Raw genomic sequence first — 16,145 nt, forward strand, 5'->3', positions numbered from 1 at the left:
CGTGGGTATTCGGACACTCGGATACATGCGCATCGAGGCGACCGATGTGGCCGCCTGGCGTGAGTACGGCGTGAAAGTGCTCGGCATGATGGAGGGCAAGGGTGCGAACCCGGATGCTCTCTACCTGCGGATGGACGATTTCCCCGCCCGTCTGGTGATCGTGCCGGGCGAGAAGGACCGGCTGCTGGTCTCCGGGTGGGAGGTCGCCAACCGCGCCGAACTGCAGGAGCTGCGCGAGACGCTGGCCAAGGCCGATGTCGCCTTCGAGGAGGCGACCAAGGAGGACCTGGCCGAACGTCGCGTCGAGGGCATGATCCGTTTCCAGGATCCGACCGGCAATACGCTCGAGGCGTTCTTCGGCGCGCAGTACCTGGGCCGCCGTTTCGTCAGCCCGTACGGCCACAAGTTCGTCACCGCCGAGCAGGGCCTCGGACATGTGGTACTGACCTGCGACGACGATGCCGTGGCGCAGGCCTTCTACCAGGATGTGCTGGGCTTCCGGCTGCGTGATTCGATGCAGCTGCCGCCGCAGGCCGTGGGCCGTCCCGCCGACGGTGATCCGGCCTGGCTGCGGTTCTACGGCTGCAACCCGCGCCATCACGCGCTGGCGTTCCTGCCGCTGCCGAATCCGACCGGCATCGTGCATCTGATGGTCGAGGTGGAGAACTCCGACGATGTCGGCCTGTGCCTGGATCGCGCGCTGCGCAAGAAGGTCAAGATGTCGGCCACCCTGGGTCGCCACATCAATGACAAGATGCTGTCGTTCTATATGAAGACACCCGGTGGTTTCGATATCGAGTTCGGCTGCGAGGGTTTGGAAGTCGAGGACGAATCCTGGATCGCGCGGGAATCCACCGCGGTGAGCCTGTGGGGTCACGACTTCACGGTGGGATTCAAGTAGGCGGCTGATCGGGTGAGCACAGAGAGGGCGACACTATGACCACGACCGGCGAAACTCCGGAGATCGACGGCCGGCAGTTCCGTAATGTGCTGGGGCAGTTCTGTACCGGCATCACGGTGATCACGACCTTCGGTCCCGCGACCGACGGTGCCGGGCCGGCACCGATCGGGTTCGCCTGTCAGTCGTTCGCCGCTCTTTCCATCGACCCGCCGCTGGTGCTGTTCTGCCCCACCAAGGGGTCGCGCTCCTGGGCCGCGATCGAGCAGTCCGGACGGTTCTGCGTGAACGTCCTGGCCGAGGAGCAGCAGCAGGTGTGTGCCCGGTTCGGTTCCCGCGAGCCCGACAAGTTCGGCGGAATCGACTGGAGCACGTCGGAACTGGGACTTCCGGTCCTGGACGGCGCGCTGGCCACGATCCAGTGCACTGTGGACAGCGTCGCCGATGGCGGCGATCACTTCATCGTGATCGGCCGAGTGCAGGCCCTGTCGGAGTCCACCGACTCCGGCAGGCCGCTGCTGTTCTACCGCGGTCAGTACACGGCCATCGAACCGGAGAAGACCACTCCGGCGCCGTGGCGCGCGGATCTCGAGGACTTCCTCACCACGACCACTCTGGACACCTGGTTGTAGGCAACGGCAAGGACGGCGGCAACTCGGTTGCCGCCGTTCGTCGTTTCTGGCGCTCCCCGGACATACAGAAGCCGGAACCCGGTCCGCATTGTCTGCGGGCCGGGTTCCGGCTTGTCGCCGTGGTGATCAGAGAAGGGGAATCACAACGGTGCTGTCGTCCGTTCCGGCGGGGTGTGCCGGGCGGGACGACCGTGCGCCCTCCGGTGGGTTGCCGGCGGGCGCGGACCCGGGGTCAGTCGTCGCCGACTGTGATGGCTTCGGCTTCGGCCGGGCTGTGCTCGGCCGGCTCGTGGTCGTCGACGTGGGACAGGGCGGAACGTCCGGCCAGGAAGACGATCACACCGACCGCGGTGGCCGCGGCGCCGACCCAGAACGGCAGTGCCGCATGGCTTTCGCCGAGCTTTCCGGCCAGCCACGGTGCGATGGCACCGCCGACGAAGCGCACGAAGCTGTAGGCGGCCGAGGCGGTGGAGCGTTCCACCGGCGCGGAGATCATCACGGCCTCGGTGATCAGGGTGTTGTTCACGCCCAGGAAGAATCCGGCGAGCACGGTGCACACGATCAGGACGGGCTTCTGGTCGGTCCAGATCGCCATGACGGCGAGGTCGGCGGCGAACAGGCCCAGTGCGGTGGCGATCATCGGTACGGTGCCGAACCGGCGCTGCAGGCGGGGGGCGAAGAAGACCGAGGCCAGGGCCAGTAGCAGGCCCCATCCGAAGAAGATGAACCCGATCGCGTAGGTGCCCATGTCCAGTGGGAACGGCGTGTAGGCCAGCAGGGTGAAGAAGCCGAAGTTGTAGAGCAGTGCGGTGATGCTGACCAGCAGCAGTCCGCGGTGCCGCAGCGCCTTGAACGGTGCGACGATAGAGGTGCGGTGTTGCGGTTTCGGCATCTCCGGTAGCAACACGATGATCGCGACGAAGGCGATGGCCATCAGCACCGCGACGCCGAAGAACGGTGCGCGCCAGCTGAAGCTGCCGAGGAAACCGCCGACCAGTGGCCCGGTGGCGATACCGATCCCCAGGGCCGCCTCGTACAGGATGATGGCGCGGGCGACGCCGCCGCTGGCCGCGCCCACGATGGTGGCGAGCGCCGTGGCGATGAACAGTGCGTTACCCAGGCCCCATCCGGCGCGGAAGCCCACGATCTGTCCGACGGTGCTCGAGCAGCCGGCCAGGGCCGCGAACACCACGATGATCGCCAGACCGGCGAGCAGAGTCTTCTTGGCGCCGAAGCGACTGGACACCACGCCGGTGATCAGCATCGCGACGCCGGTGACCAGCATGTAGCTGGTGAACAGCATCGTCACCTGGGAGGGTGAGGCGTGCAGCTGTTCGCCGATGGGTTTAAGAATCGGGTCTACCAGGCCGATACCCATGAAGGCGATGACCGAGGCGAAAGCTACCGCCCAAACCGATTTGGGCTGCTTGGTCTTCGATGCGGTCGTCGCCTCGGTGGTGGCCTGTGATGAGAGGGTGCTGCTCATCAACGCTCCTGTTTCGAGGCTTCGTGGGGACCCGCTGTCTTCAAGGCTTCGAGGAGATCGGTCAGCTCGCTGTCGAGATAGCTGAGCCGGTCGATGCCGAAGTCGGGCAACCGGGCCGCGAGTGCGGTGCCGAACGCGCGGCGGGACGCGGAGAGTTGTTCACGTCCCGCCGGCGTCAGCTCGACGACCACGGCTCTGGAGTCGTCGGGGTCCTTGGTGCGTGCGGCTAGTCCGGCGGTTGTCAGCCGGCCGATCAGCGCCGTTGCCGAGGGCTGGGAGCAGCCGTCGATCTGCGCGAACTCGCTGATTCGCAGCGGTCCGTGCTCTTCGAAGGTGGACAACGCCCGCACCATGGCACGCGGGAGCGATCTCGTTCCCAGCGCACCGGCCAGTCGAGTGAGCCGCGCCGCGGTGACCGCGATGTCGACCACGAGCGCCTCGGCCCGGGTGTCTGGGTCGGGCATGATGAGCGGCTGTTTCGACTGCACCCGGATATTATTACATAGGCTAACTATCTATGTACATAGCCTAACTATCTAAAAAGGTGTGAGACGGCGGACAGCCGTTCGTCCTGGCTCCACAGCACCGCCGCCCAGGCTCCGCAGCACTGTTGTGCACATTCCGGTGCGCCGACTCACCCGTGCTGACGGGCCTACCGCCGACCGGGCGTGCCGCCGACAACGAGACAGGCCCCGTCTCCCCCAGGAAACAGGGCCTGTCTGGTTGTCGGGCCAGGCGGGCGGGGCGCAGAGTCCCGGGCCGGGCTGCGCTCAGGCAGGCCGGGCCAGGGGCCGCGCGGGCATCCCGAACAGTTCGGCATCACCGTGCGCCCGCTTGAAGAACAGGTGTGCGGGGTGCTCCCAGGTGATGGCGATGCCGCCGTGCATCTGGACCATTTCCGACGTCACCGAGCGGAAGGTCTGCGAGCAGTGGATGCGCGCGGCCTCCAGATCGAGCGTGGTCTCACCCGTCACCGGGCGGTCCAGGTTCGCGATCGCCGAATAGGCGGCCGAGCGGGACGACTCCACCAGCACGTACATATCGGCCATCCGGTGCTTGAGCGCCTGGAAGCTGCCGATCGGACGGCCGAACTGCACCCGAGACTTGCTGTATTCGACGGTGTCGTCGAGGCACTGTTCGGCGGCACCGACCTGTTCGGCGGCCAGCGCGGCCCAGGCGACATCACGCAACCGCGCGGTGATCGCGGCCGAATCGGCGGTCAGCAGGGTGGCTGCGGCGCCGTCGAAGGTGACGGTGCTCAACCGGCGGGTGGGGTCCATCGTCCGAGTGACGGCACGCGTGACGCCCGTCGTGGTGGCGTCGATCTCGTAGAGGCCGGCCTCGGTCACCACGAGCAACGTATCCGCGTTCACACCGTCGAGCACATAGTGCGCGGTGCCGGTCAGCGCGTTGCCGTCCGCACGCACGCCGAAGCCGGCCGGCCGCGCCACCGCGCCCGAGGGTGCCCAGCCGTTTTCGTCGGCCCAGCACACCGCGAGGGTGCGGGTGCCCTCGGCGACCTCCGGCAGCAGTCGCTGCGCGGCGGCGGTATCACCGCTCGCGAGGACGGCCTGCACACCGAGGACGGCGGAGCCGAGCATCGGCGGATTGTGCAGCGTGCGGCCGAGTTCCTCGAGCACCACCAGGGCGGTGTCCAGGTCGGCGCCGACGCCGCCGTATTCCTCCGGGATCGCCAGCGCGGCCACGCCGACCTGTTCGCACAGCAACTGCCAGAGTCGCTCGTCGAAGCCCGCGTCGTTGTCGACGGCGCGGCTCAGTGCGGCATGGTCACCGTGTTTGGTGAGCACCGCGCGCACGGTCGTGGCCAGTTCCTGCAGTTCCGCGATATCGGTCATCGGCGCACTCCCGTCTGCTCAGGTGCGGTGTTCACGCGTCGGCTCCGGCGGGCTCGCGCAGTGCCGCGGCCACGCGCGCGCGGTGGAAATCGGCGGTGCCCCAGGCGGACCGCAGCGCGGTCGCCTTGGTGATCCACAGCGACAGATCGCATTCCGCGGTGTAGCCGATCGCGCCGTGCACCTGCAGCGCGATGCGTGCGGTGCGGTACGCGGCGTCCGCGCACGCGATCTTGGCCGCCGAGACGTCGCGGGCGCGGTCGGCGGTGCCGAAGCTCAGCGCGGCCCGGTGCAGCAGCGGTTCGGCCATATCGAGGCCGATCTTCGCGTCGGCCAGATGGTGTTTGACGGCCTGGTAGCGCCCGATCGGCTGTCCGAACTGGTGCCGCTGGATCACATACGCGACGCTGGTGTCCAGCATGGACTTCCCCGCGCCCAGCAGCTGCGCGGCCGTAGCGAGGGCACCGGCATCGAAGGCGGTTTCGGCGGCGGTACGCACCGAATCGCCCTGTGCCACCACCTCGTCCGGGGTCACCGAGTACAGCCGGCGCGCCGCGTCCACCGAGGTGATGTGGTCACCGACGCGTGCCGTGCACAGCCGATCACCGTCGACGACCAGCGCCACATCGGCGGAATCGGCATCCAGCACGGGCGTCTGCGGGGACAGCGAGACGGTGCCCAGGGCGGTGCCCTCGGCGAAGCCCGGCAGCCAGCGGCGGGCGGGCTCGGTGTCGTCGAGCGCCTGCAGCAGCGCCGGAAGCACCGCGGCCGTCTCGACCACCGGTCCGGGCACCGCGGCGCGGCCGAATTCCTGGCATGCCACCACCAGGTCGATGGTTTCCGCGCCCATGCCCTCGTATTCCTCGGACACGGCCAGGCCCAGGGCGCCGGCGCCGGCCAGCTGACGGATCAGTGTCTTACCGCCGCGGCTGGTACCGCCGCTCCAGTCACGGATGACCGAGGGCGTGCCCGCGGCATCACTCATCTTGCGCAGACTGTCGGCGAAGTCGCGTTGTTCGGGGGACAGTGCAAATCTCATCGGTCGGTCCATTCGGGGGTACGGCGCGGGCAGACGGTGGTGCGCGGCAGGGCGGTCAACGCGGCAGCCCTAGCAGCCGCTCGGCGACGATATTGCGCTGAATCTCGTTGGTACCGGCGTAGATCGGACCGGCCAGCGAGAACAGGTAGCCGTCGGTCCAGGAGCTGGTCTGCTCGGCTGCCGCGCCCAGCAGGTCGAGTGCGGTCTCGTGCATCGCGATATCCAGCTCGGACCAGAACAGTTTGTTGATCGAGGATTCGGCACCGAGTTTGCCGCCCTCGGCCAGCCGGGTGACGGTGCCGAGGGTGTTGAGCCGGTAGGCCTCCGCACCGATCCAGGCGTCGACGACGCGATTGCGGATCTCGGTGTCGGCCGGGTCCGCGGCACCGCGCCACAGCTCGAGCAGCCGCTCCGCGGTCGCGTTGAACCGGCCGGGACTGCGCAGCGACAGGCCGCGCTCGTTGCTGGAGGTGCTCATCGCGACCCGCCAGCCCGACCCCGGTTCGCCGATCACATCGCGATCGGGGACGAAGACGTCGTCGAGGAAGATCTCCGCGAAGCCCGGCTCACCGTCGAGCTGCGGGATCGGCCGCACGCTCACGCCGTCGGCCGACAGCGGGAACATCACGTAGGTCAGGCCCTTGTGCCGCTCGGCTTCGGGATCGCTGCGGAACAGGCCGAAGGCCCAGTCCGCGAACGAGGCGCGTGAACTCCAGGTCTTCTGCCCGTTGAGGATCCAACCGCCGTCGACGCGCTTGGCGCTGGAGCGGATACCGGCCAGGTCGCTACCGGCCTCGGGCTCGGACCAGGCCTGCGCCCAGATGTCGTCGGCGCGTGCCATTCTCGGCAGGATGCGCTCGAGCTGCTCCGGGGTGCCGTGTTCGAACAGGGTGGGCGCCAGCAGGAAGATACCGTTCTGGCTCACCCGGCCGGGCGCTCCGGCGGCGTAGTACTCCTGCTCGAAGAGCACCCATTCCAGCAGCGAGGCGTCGCGGCCGCCGTACTCACGCTGCCACGACACCACCGACAGCCGGGCCTCGGCGAGGGTGTGTTCCCACTGCCGATGCGCTTCGAAGCCCTCCTTGGTGTCCATCGAGGGCAGCGGTTCCGCGGGCACGTTGGCGCGCAGGAACTCCCGGACTTCGAGCTGGAATTGCTGGGTGGCCGAGTCGAGTTCGAGGTCCATCTCTATTTCCCGTATTTCTGTGCGGTAGCGGTGGTCGCTGTTGCCTTCATCGACTTGGCGTTCATGCCGCCGAGCGAGTCCGCGCCGACCTCGGCATTGTGAGCGTGGGCGAAGTGATGCAACCCGAAGACCGAGTCCATTCCGGCGCGCAACCCCATCAGGTCCTCACACTGGTTGACCGCCTTCTTGGTCAGTGCCAGGCCGAATTGCGGCATGGCCGAGATCTTCTCGGCGAGTTCCATGGTGTGGGACTCCAGTTCGTCCCGGGCCACGACCCGGTTCACCATGCCCCATTCGTAGGCCTGTTCGGCACTGAACCGGTCACCGGTGTACAGCACCTCCTTGGCGCGGCGCGGGCCGAGCACCCACGGGTGCGCGAAGTACTCCACACCCGGAATGCCCATGCGCACCACGGGATCGGAGAAGAACGCGTCCTCGGAGGCGACGATCATGTCGCACACCCAGGCCAGCATCATCGCCCCGGCGATGCAGGCGCCCTGCACCATGGCGATGGTGGGCTTGGGAAGTTCGCGCCAGCGCCGGCACATCCCGAGGTACACCTCGAGCTCGCGGGCGAAACGCTGGTCACCGCCGGGGCGGTCGACGTGGTCCCACCACAGCGCGGCCTTGTTGTCGTATTCGACGTGGTGGTCGCGGCCGGGGGTGCCGATGTCGTGGCCGGCGCTGAAGTGTTTCCCGTTGCCCGCCAACACGATGACCTTGACGTCGGCATCCTCGACGGCCCGCTCGAAGGCGGCGTCGAGTGCGTAGGTCATCACCGAGTTCTGGGCGTTGCGATAGTCCGGCCGGTTCATCGTGACGATCGCGATCGGGCCGCGCCGCTCGTAGGTGACGACCTCGCCCTCGTCCGGTACCGGCCCGGGAGCCGATGCAGCTGTGGTCACGAGATCTCCTCACGTAGTTGCCGCTTGAGTACCTTGCCGGCGGCGCTGTAGGGCAGCTCGTCCCGGAACTCCACGAATCGCGGCACCTTGAAGTTGGCCAAACTCTGTTTCGCGTAGGCGATCACGTCGGCGTCGGTCAGCTCGGCGCCGGTGCGGCGCACGATGTAGACCTTGCCGACCTCACCCATCCGCTCGTCCGGAACCCCGATGACCGCGGAATCGGCGACGCCGTCCAGCCGGGCGAAGGTTTGCTCGATCTCGGCCGGATACACGTTGAAGCCGCCGGAGATGTACATGTCCTTGAGCCGGTCGGTGATCTTCAGATAGCCGCGCTCGTCGAGCACGCCGACATCGCCGGTGTGCAGCCACCCCTCGGGATCGATGGCCTTGGCCGTGTTCTCGGGATCGTCGAGATATCCGATCATCACGTTGGGTCCGCGCATCAGCACCTCGCCGTGATCACCGATGCGTATCTCGAATCCGGCGATGGCGGCACCGGAGGTGTTGGCGATGGTCTCCGGATCGTCGTCGGGCCGGCACATGGTGCCGAAGCCGGAGGATTCCGAGAGTCCGTAGGCGGTGACCACGACCTCGAATTGCAGTTCGTCGCGCATTCTTTCGACCAGCACCACCGGTACGGTCGCCGCGCCGGTGACCGCGACCCGCAGGCTGCTCAGGTCGAAGTCCGCACGCGCGGGGTGCTCGAGGATGGTCTGGTAGATGGTGGGCGGCCCGGTGAGCACGGTGATGCCCTGCTCCTGCACCATCCGCATCGCCTGCGGCACATCGAAGGTGGCCTGCGGGACGATGGTGGCGCCGGTGACCAGGCAGGCCAGAATGGCGGCCTTGTACCCGAAGTTGTGGAAGAACGGCGGAATCACCAGATACCGGTCGGAGCTGGTGAGGGTGGAGCAGCCGACCCAGCCGCGCACCACATCGAGCGCCTGCCGGTGGGCGACCAGCGTGCCCTTGCTGCGGCCGGTCGTGCCGGAGGTGAACAGGATGTCGGCGATATCGTCGGGCTGGACCGACTCGGCGCGCGCGATCACCTGCTCGACGGGGACACCGGCCCCGAGCTCCGACAGCTGTGACCAGTCGATGGCGTCGTCGTACCGGGTGCTCTCGCCCTCGGCCGGGATGACGATCACGGTCTCGATCTTCAGCTCCGGCGCCGCGGCGCGCAGTTCGGCGAGCCGCTGCCGGCCCAGGAACGGATCGGCGATGAACAGTGCCTGGGCGTTGACCCGGCCGATCACGTCTCCGGCTTCCTCGGCGACATACCGCGTGTTCAGCGGCACGATCGCGGCACCGACGTAATGGGAGGCCAGGGCGGCCACGACCCAGTGCCAGGTATTGGGCGCCCACAGGGCGATCCGGTCACCGCGTTCGACGCCGCGGGCCAGCAGAGCGCCGGCGGTCTGCCGGACCTCGTCCAGTAGTTGCGCCCAGCTCAGCTGGGTATCGCCGTCGCTGAGCGCGGGCGCATCGCCGTAGATCCGCGCCGCTTCGTGCAGGGCGAGCGGAGTGGTCTGCACAGGGGTTGTCACGTCGTCCTCGTCTTCTCCGAGCTGTTCGACGGGTCGATCCGCCGGCTTCTCCGGGCTGTTGACGGCTCATCCATCGGTCATTTCGCTTTGTTGAACTCACCGCTCTACAAAGCAAGTGCTTGGTAGGTTACTCTACCGGAGTGAGTGCGATCCAGACCCCTGATTCCGGCACCGGTGCCTCCGCCCCCGGCGTAGATGACGCAGCTGACCAGGAATTCCGTGCCGAGGTGCGGGAATGGCTGGCCGAGAACCTGAACGGACAGTTCCGCGAGCTGCGCGGGCTGGGCGGGCCCGGAAGTGAGCACGAAGCTTTCGACGAGCGCCTGGAGTGGGACCGCCACCTGGCCGCGGCCGGGCTGACCTGCCTGGGCTGGCCGGTGGAATACGGCGGCCGGGCCGCCACCCTGCGCCAGCAGGTGATCTTCCATGAGGAGTATGCGGGAGCCAACGCCCCGGCGCGGGTCTCGCACCTGGGGGAGGAGCTACTCGGTCCGACCCTGCTCGCCTTCGGCACCGAGGAGCAGAAACAGCGCTTCCTGCCCGGCATCCGCTCGGTCACCGAACTATGGTGTCAGGGATATTCCGAGCCCGGGGCCGGTTCGGACCTCGCGAACGTCTCGACCACGGCGCGTCTCGACGGTGACGAGTGGTCGATCAACGGGCAGAAGATCTGGACCTCGCTGGCGCATCTGTCGCAGTGGTGCTTCGTGATCGCGCGCACCGAACCCGGTTCCGCCCGGCACAAGGGCCTGTCCTACCTGCTGGTGCCGATGGATCAGCCCGGTATCGAGGTGCGCCCCATCATCCAGCTCACCGGCACCGCGGAATTCAACGAGGTGTTCTTCGACAACGCCCGCACCGAGGCCGGACTGGTGGTCGGCAAGCCCGGCGAGGGCTGGGGCGTGGCGATGGGAACCCTGACCTTCGAACGCGGCATCTCCACGGTGGGTCAGCAGATCCGTTTCGCGCGGGAGCTGGCGAACCTGGAGGCGGTCGCGAAGGCCGAGGGCGCACTCGACGACCCGGCGCTGGCCGAACGCATCGATCAGGCGTGGGTGAGCCTGCGGGTGCTGCGCGCGCACGCCCTGCGCACCCTGGAATCGGCGCATCAGAACGTCGATGCCCGCACGGCCGCCGGGCAGGCGTCGGTGTCGAAGCTGCTGTGGGCCAACTGGCATCGCGGCCTCGGCGAACTGGCCATGGACGTGCTGGGCCCGCAGGGCCTGATCGCCCGGAATCCGGTCGGTGGGACAGGCTCTCCACTCGACCCGCATCCGGCCGATGATCTGAACGAATGGCAGCGTCTGTATCTGTTCACCCGGGCCGACACCATCTACGGCGGCTCGAACGAAGTGCAGCGCAACATCATCTCCGAACGCGTGCTCGGTCTGCCGCGTGAGGCTCGATAGAAGGGATCACCCGTGACAGACCTTTCCGTTGCTCCCCAGCCCGTTGCCGGCCACGGCCTGCTCGCCGGCCGGATCGCCGTGGTCACCGCCGCCGCCGGTACCGGCATCGGTTCGGCCACCGCGCGCCGGCTGCTGTCCGAAGGCGCCGATGTCGTCGTCTCCGACTGGCACGAACGCCGCCTGAAGCAGACCGAGGAGGAGCTGGCCGCCGAATTCCCGGACCGCAAGGTCGCCTCGGTGGTGTGCGATGTGACCAGCACCGAGCAGGTCGACGCGCTCATCCGCGCTGCCGCCGAGAAGCTGGGCCGCGTCGACATCATGGTCAACAACGCCGGCCTCGGCGGTGAGACACCGGTCGTCGACATGACCGACGAACAGTGGGATCGCGTCCTCGACATCACCCTCAACGGCACCTTCCGCTGCACCCGTGCCGCGCTGAACTACTTCCGCACCGCGGGCCACGGCGGGGTGATCGTCAACAACGCCAGCGTGCTCGGCTGGCGCGCCCAGCACGGTCAGGCGCACTACGCGGCCGCCAAGGCCGGTGTGATGGCGCTGACCCGCTGCAGCGCGGTCGAGGCCGCCGAGCTCGGGGTGCGGATCAATGCCGTCGCGCCGAGCATCGCCCGCCACCCGTTCCTGGACAAGGTCAGCTCGACCGAGCTGCTGGACAACCTGTCCGCCGGTGAGGCCTTCGGCCGCGCCGCCGAACCGTGGGAGGTCGCGGCCACCATCGCGATGCTCGCCAGCGACTACACCTCGTACATGACCGGCGAGGTGGTCTCGGTCAGCAGCCAGCGCGCCTGACTCTCGTACCGCACCGAACGGCACGCCGGCCCGACCGGCGTGCCGTTCGTCGTTGCGGGCACGATGCCGGCGCCGAACCGAACCCGGTTGCTCGCGCCATGAGGACCGGGGTCCGCGCCGTCGCGGCACGATGTCCGTCGCCGGCCGGGAGATAGCTGTCTTCGAAATTGGGTGGCGCCCGATACCCCCAGGTGTGCGATCCTGAGATTGTCCGGTTTCGACTGGTCGAAGGGACCGAGACCAATGGGTCTGCAGGGTCGTCAGGAACGTGATGAAGGGCTGGAGCTCGAGTTGGTCCGAGAGGTGGTGCTCGCGCGGCGCCGCCAGGACAGCGTGGTGCTGGCCGCGCTGACGCTCGGCGCCGAACTGCTCGACCATTCCGGCACGACGACCGCGCGGCGAGCCGCGCAGATCCTGCACGCCCATCAGGTCGACGAGCAAGCGGTGGCGCGCGACCCGCATGCCGCCCTGCAAGCGGATGTGGCCCACGATCGCCGCCGCATCCACCGCCTCGGTCTCGGCCACGAAAGTGCGGAACGCGACCCGGCCCGCGAACGTCGCCGCCTGCAGACCGCACTGCTGTGTGAGGTGCGCGCCGACCTGCTGGCGGTGGTGAGTCGCTGCCGGCATATGCGATTCGATCGCCTCGCCTTCTCCGACGGCATCGCCGAGGGGCTGGCCGCGGCGGCCGGGAAACTCGAGAACGTCGCCGACCAGGACATTTATCGGGCCTGGCAGCGCGGCATGGTGCTGAAACTCGACGAGATCGCCTGCCCGGAGGGGCCGCCCCGGGTCCTGGCGACCGTCGATGCCGGTCCGGGGCTGGAGCCGCTGGTGGTCGAATGGGACAGCTGTGAGCGGCGGCTCGCGCTGCTGGCGCGGATGCAGCGGGCCGGTGTCACACCGGTCGAGATCTGCGATCGCCTGCTCACCGATCTGTCGATGTCCTCGCCGTTGCGCTATTCCGTCCGGTAAGCCCGGCCTGCGCCCGTGAACCCGGCCTCGGGTCCATGCGGTGAGGCCGCCGGGGAATTCACCGAGCCCACCCCATAGACCAAGCAAATGCTTGGTTGTATTATGGGCGAGGTGACCGCAACCGAGGCCTCCAAGTCCGCACGCCGCAACGAGTTGCTCGCTCTGGCCGCCGGCCTGTTCGCCGAGCGCGGCCTGCGCGCGACCACGGTCCGAGACATCGCCGATGCGGCCGGAATCCTCTCCGGCAGCCTGTATCACCACTTCGATTCGAAGGAATCGATGGTGGACGAGATTCTGCGCGGCTTCCTCGACGACCTGTTCGGGCGCTACCGGGAAATCGTAGCGTCCGGACTGTCCCCGCGGGATACGTTGGAGGCCTTGGTCATCGCCTCCTGTGAGTCGTTCGATCGCTGGCATTCCGCGGTCGCGATCTATCAGGCGGAGGCCAAACGGCTCACCGAGACACCACGTTTCGAGTACATCGCCGAATACAACCTGGAGTTCCGGGACCTGTGGCGCAATGTGCTCACCGAGGGGGTGCGCGACGGCAGCTTCCGGCCCGAACTCGATGTCGAACTCGCCTTCCGATTCCTGCGCGACACCGTCTGGGTGGCGGTGCGCTGGTACCACCCAGGTGGGCGCATCACCGCCGACACCCTGGCCAAGCAATATCTGACCATCGTTCTCGATGGTCTCACCAACCCCGAAAGCCGTTGAGCGAAACCAGTCTTCGCGGCACATCCGAAGAGGAGCGTTACATGTCTGCACCGTCCGATCGCCGCCGGTATGCCCCGGTGCGCGAGGCCTATGTCATCGATGCCGTGCGCACCCCGATCGGCAAGCGCGGCGGCTCGCTGTCCGGTGTGCACCCCGCCGACCTCGGCGCGGCCGCGCTGCAGGGCCTGCTGGGGCGCAACGACATCGACCCGGCCAAGGTCGACGACGTGATCTTCGGCTGTGTCGACGCCATCGGCCCACAGGCCGGCAATATCGCCCGCACCGCCTGGCTGGCGGCCGGCTACCCGGAAGAGGTCCCCGGGACCACCGTCGACCGCCAGTGCGGTTCCAGCCAGCAGGCGGTCAATTTCGGCGCCCAGGCAATCATGAGCGGCACCGCAGAGGTCATCGTGGCCGGTGGTGTGCAGAACATGAGCGCCATCCCGATCTCGGCGGCCATGCTCGCCGGCAAGGAATACGGCTACGATTCGCCGTTCGTCGGTGCGAAGGGCTGGGACGAGCGCTACGGCACCGGTGAAGTCTCCCAGTTCAACGGCGCGCAGATGATTGCCGAGAAGTGGGACATCAGCCGCGAAGATATGGAGCGCTGGGCGCTGCGCAGCCACGAGCGCGCCCGCAAGGCCATCGCCGAGGGCTCCTTCGACCGTGAGATCGTCCCGGTCGGCGATTTCACCACCGACGAGGGCCCGCGCGAAACCAGCCTGGAGAAGATGGCCGGCCTCAAGCCGCTCGCCGACGGCAGCCGCCTCACCGCCGCCGTCGCCAGCCAGATCTCCGACGGCGCCAGCGCCACCCTGTTGGCCTCGGACTGGGCCGTCGCCGAATACGGCCTGAAGCCGCGCGCCCGCATCCACCACGTCAGCGCCCGCGGCGCCGACCCCATCTACATGCTCACCGCCCCCATCCCCGCCACCAAGTGGGCACTCGAGCAGACCGGCCTGAGCATCGACGACATCGACGTCATCGAAATCAACGAGGCCTTCGCCTCGGTCGTGCTGGCCTGGCTGAAGGAGACCGGCGCGAACCCGGAGAAGGTCAACGTGCACGGCGGCGCCATCGCCCTGGGGCACCCCCTCGGCGCTACCGGCGCCAAACTGTTCGCCACTCTGCTCAACGAGCTGGAGCGGGTCAACGGACGCTACGGCCTACTCACCATCTGCGAGGGCGGCGGCACGGCCAACGTGACGATCATCGAGCGCATGGACTGAGGTCGCTCGGTCGATTGCATACACCGTAGGTCCCTGGCGCAGCTCAGAGATCTACGGTGTTTTCGTTTGTAAGCACCGGCAACCTGCCTGTGAGTGCTAATATGTTTTTATGCGCACCACGGTCGAACTGCCTCCTGAGCTCCTGCGTGCGGCCAAAATTGCCGCCACTGAACGCGGCGTGAGCCTGAAAGACCTTTTCGCCAAGGCTCTGACCCACGAGATCGGAGCCGGGACGCGACCCCGCAAGGCTGGGCGCGTCAGTTTGCCGCTGATCGCTGCGCCCGACGCTCAGCCGAAGGTCGACCTCACCAATGCTGATGTCGAGGCGATCTTCGAGGCCGAGGACATCGAAAAGTACGCAGGATGACCCTCGTCGATGTCGGCGTCTGGCTGGCAGCGGTATGGGGCAAGCATCAGCACCATGAGGTCGCGGCGACCTGGATCGACGAACACCCCGGGAATCTATTGTTCTGCCGAGTAACACAGACCGGCTTGCTGCGGCTTCTATCGAACCCATCGGTCATGGGTTCGGATGTCGTGACCCGTAGCGGAGCATGGCGAGTGTTCGATCAGCTGCTCGAGGACGAACGGATCTCCTGGGTCGACGAACCCATGGAACTCGAAGGGGTGTTCCGCGCAGTGTCTGCCCGAGAGGACAACAGTCACAAGCTGTGGACCGACGATTATCTGGCGGCTTTCGCGCAAACTGCGTCCGTAGAGTTGGCTACGTTGGACCGGAAGCTCGCTGCTCGTTATCCGTCGGTCCAGGTCGTCACCCTCGGTACTGGGGCGCACTGAGATGAGGGCGACTGCACAGTGTGTCGCCGCCAGGTGTGCTGACAACGAGGGTGCGGCCGTGGGCCGCCCCTTCTATAACGTCTTCGTAGACTCGCGCGACATCGGCGACGGGAGTGCCGGCCGTCGGATCCGGGCCGAGTTCCAGTGGCGTCGCGCCACCCAGCCGGGGCTGACGGCATTCAGGCGAATGTTGCACGGCAATTCGATCGCCGCGGCATGCACGAATGCTTCCAGGCCCGCATTGACCAGATAGCGAGTGAACTCCCGGACGTGGGCTCGGTGAACTGACCGCTGGTAAGCGTCACCGAGCCGCCGTCACGCAGGTGAGCGATCGCGCGTCGGGTCAGGGTCACCTGGCCGAGGAGCTTTCCGTCGAGGCCGCTCCAGAATTCGCTGTCCGACAGCGTATTCAATCGAGACATGCTTCCGTTTGCAGCGCAGCACACCACCGCGTCGACTGTACCGATCTCGGTGAACAGGGCATCGATAGTCGTGGGATCGGCCATGTCGGCGCGCACCGGCCCTCGGCGGGACACCCGCACCACCTCGTGGCGCGCTGCCAAGCTATCGGCAACGGCGCTGCCGATGGCCCCGGTCGCCGATCTGAACCGTCACGGATAAGGGACCGGCTTCGGTTTCAGACCAGCGCCGGTCGGCGTGGTGG

At 67.5% G+C, this 16,145-nt stretch carries 17 protein-coding genes; 9 read left to right on the forward strand and 8 right to left on the reverse strand.

Annotated features, from left to right (window positions below):
* Position 1: 1 nt before the first annotated feature.
* Both hsaC and hsaB read left to right on the forward strand, forming a co-directional pair.
* Positions 2–901 (forward strand): iron-dependent extradiol dioxygenase HsaC, encoded by a 900-nt coding sequence (hsaC, locus tag NV2_RS07980; RefSeq protein ID WP_067870883.1) that lies wholly within the window; start codon positions 2–4, stop codon positions 899–901.
* Between the two features lie 35 nt (positions 902–936).
* A complete protein-coding gene (gene hsaB / locus NV2_RS07985; RefSeq protein ID WP_067870884.1) occupies positions 937–1,530 on the forward strand; it encodes a 3-hydroxy-9,10-secoandrosta-1,3,5(10)-triene-9,17-dione monooxygenase reductase subunit in 594 nt (197 codons plus the stop codon).
* 232 nt (positions 1,531–1,762) lie between these two features.
* On the opposite strand, the gene NV2_RS07990 is transcribed toward hsaB, so the two are convergent.
* From NV2_RS07990 to NV2_RS08020, 7 genes are all read right to left on the reverse strand, one after another.
* Positions 1,763–3,016: an MFS transporter gene (locus NV2_RS07990; protein WP_067870885.1), complete on the reverse strand. Its 1,254-nt coding sequence runs from the start codon at positions 3,014–3,016 to the stop codon at positions 1,763–1,765.
* Positions 3,016–3,480 (reverse strand): MarR family winged helix-turn-helix transcriptional regulator, encoded by a 465-nt coding sequence (locus NV2_RS07995; protein ID WP_067870886.1) that lies wholly within the window; start codon positions 3,478–3,480, stop codon positions 3,016–3,018. Before NV2_RS07995 ends, NV2_RS07990 begins: the two co-directional genes overlap by 1 nt.
* A gap of 306 nt (positions 3,481–3,786) precedes the next feature.
* The gene (locus tag NV2_RS08000; RefSeq protein ID WP_067870887.1) at positions 3,787–4,872 is read right to left on the reverse strand and encodes an acyl-CoA dehydrogenase family protein; all 1,086 of its coding nucleotides are present in this window, start codon (positions 4,870–4,872) and stop codon (positions 3,787–3,789) included.
* A gap of 31 nt (positions 4,873–4,903) precedes the next feature.
* Positions 4,904–5,908 carry an acyl-CoA dehydrogenase family protein gene (locus NV2_RS08005; RefSeq protein WP_067870888.1) on the reverse strand — a complete coding sequence of 335 codons (1,005 nt, stop codon included), beginning with the start codon at positions 5,906–5,908 and terminating at the stop codon, positions 4,904–4,906.
* Positions 5,909–5,963: 55 nt separating this feature from the next.
* Positions 5,964–7,094: an acyl-CoA dehydrogenase family protein gene (locus NV2_RS08010; RefSeq protein WP_067870889.1), complete on the reverse strand. Its 1,131-nt coding sequence runs from the start codon at positions 7,092–7,094 to the stop codon at positions 5,964–5,966.
* Positions 7,095–7,096: 2 nt separating this feature from the next.
* Entirely contained in the window at positions 7,097–7,999 is a 903-nt protein-coding gene (locus NV2_RS08015) for an enoyl-CoA hydratase (protein WP_067870890.1), read from the reverse strand.
* Positions 7,996–9,546 (reverse strand): FadD3 family acyl-CoA ligase, encoded by a 1,551-nt coding sequence (locus NV2_RS08020; RefSeq protein ID WP_067870891.1) that lies wholly within the window; start codon positions 9,544–9,546, stop codon positions 7,996–7,998. The genes NV2_RS08015 and NV2_RS08020 overlap by 4 nt, the downstream gene beginning before the upstream one ends.
* A 227-nt stretch (positions 9,547–9,773) precedes the next feature.
* On the opposite strand from NV2_RS08020, the gene NV2_RS08025 reads away from it, so the two are divergent.
* From NV2_RS08025 to NV2_RS08055, 7 genes are all read left to right on the forward strand, one after another.
* Complete coding sequence (locus tag NV2_RS08025; RefSeq protein WP_373863539.1) at positions 9,774–10,955, forward strand: acyl-CoA dehydrogenase family protein; 1,182 nt, start codon at positions 9,774–9,776, stop codon at positions 10,953–10,955.
* Positions 10,956–10,967: 12 nt separating this feature from the next.
* A complete protein-coding gene (locus NV2_RS08030) occupies positions 10,968–11,762 on the forward strand; it encodes an SDR family oxidoreductase (RefSeq protein ID WP_067870892.1) in 795 nt (264 codons plus the stop codon).
* A 243-nt stretch (positions 11,763–12,005) separates the two neighbouring features.
* The gene (locus NV2_RS08035) at positions 12,006–12,737 is read left to right on the forward strand and encodes a hypothetical protein (protein ID WP_067870893.1); all 732 of its coding nucleotides are present in this window, start codon (positions 12,006–12,008) and stop codon (positions 12,735–12,737) included.
* A 102-nt stretch (positions 12,738–12,839) separates the two neighbouring features.
* Complete coding sequence (locus tag NV2_RS08040) at positions 12,840–13,454, forward strand: TetR/AcrR family transcriptional regulator (RefSeq protein WP_067870894.1); 615 nt, start codon at positions 12,840–12,842, stop codon at positions 13,452–13,454.
* 77 nt (positions 13,455–13,531) lie between these two features.
* Positions 13,532–14,683, forward strand: coding sequence for an acetyl-CoA C-acetyltransferase (locus NV2_RS08045; protein ID WP_067870936.1), 1,152 nt, complete (start codon positions 13,532–13,534; stop codon positions 14,681–14,683).
* A gap of 109 nt (positions 14,684–14,792) precedes the next feature.
* Complete coding sequence (locus tag NV2_RS08050) at positions 14,793–15,050, forward strand: hypothetical protein (protein ID WP_067870895.1); 258 nt, start codon at positions 14,793–14,795, stop codon at positions 15,048–15,050.
* Entirely contained in the window at positions 15,047–15,481 is a 435-nt protein-coding gene (locus NV2_RS08055; protein WP_067870896.1) for a TA system VapC family ribonuclease toxin, read from the forward strand. Before NV2_RS08050 ends, NV2_RS08055 begins: the two co-directional genes overlap by 4 nt.
* A 179-nt stretch (positions 15,482–15,660) precedes the next feature.
* Here the strand turns inward: NV2_RS08055 and NV2_RS08060 are convergent, their stop codons facing one another.
* Entirely contained in the window at positions 15,661–16,068 is a 408-nt protein-coding gene (locus NV2_RS08060) for a Rossmann-fold NAD(P)-binding domain-containing protein (RefSeq protein ID WP_281198526.1), read from the reverse strand.
* Positions 16,069–16,145: the final 77 nt, after the last annotated feature.

It is taken from the genome of Nocardia vermiculata NBRC 100427 (assembly GCF_001613265.1).
Taxonomy (GTDB): Bacteria; Actinomycetota; Actinomycetes; order Mycobacteriales; family Mycobacteriaceae; genus Nocardia; species Nocardia vermiculata.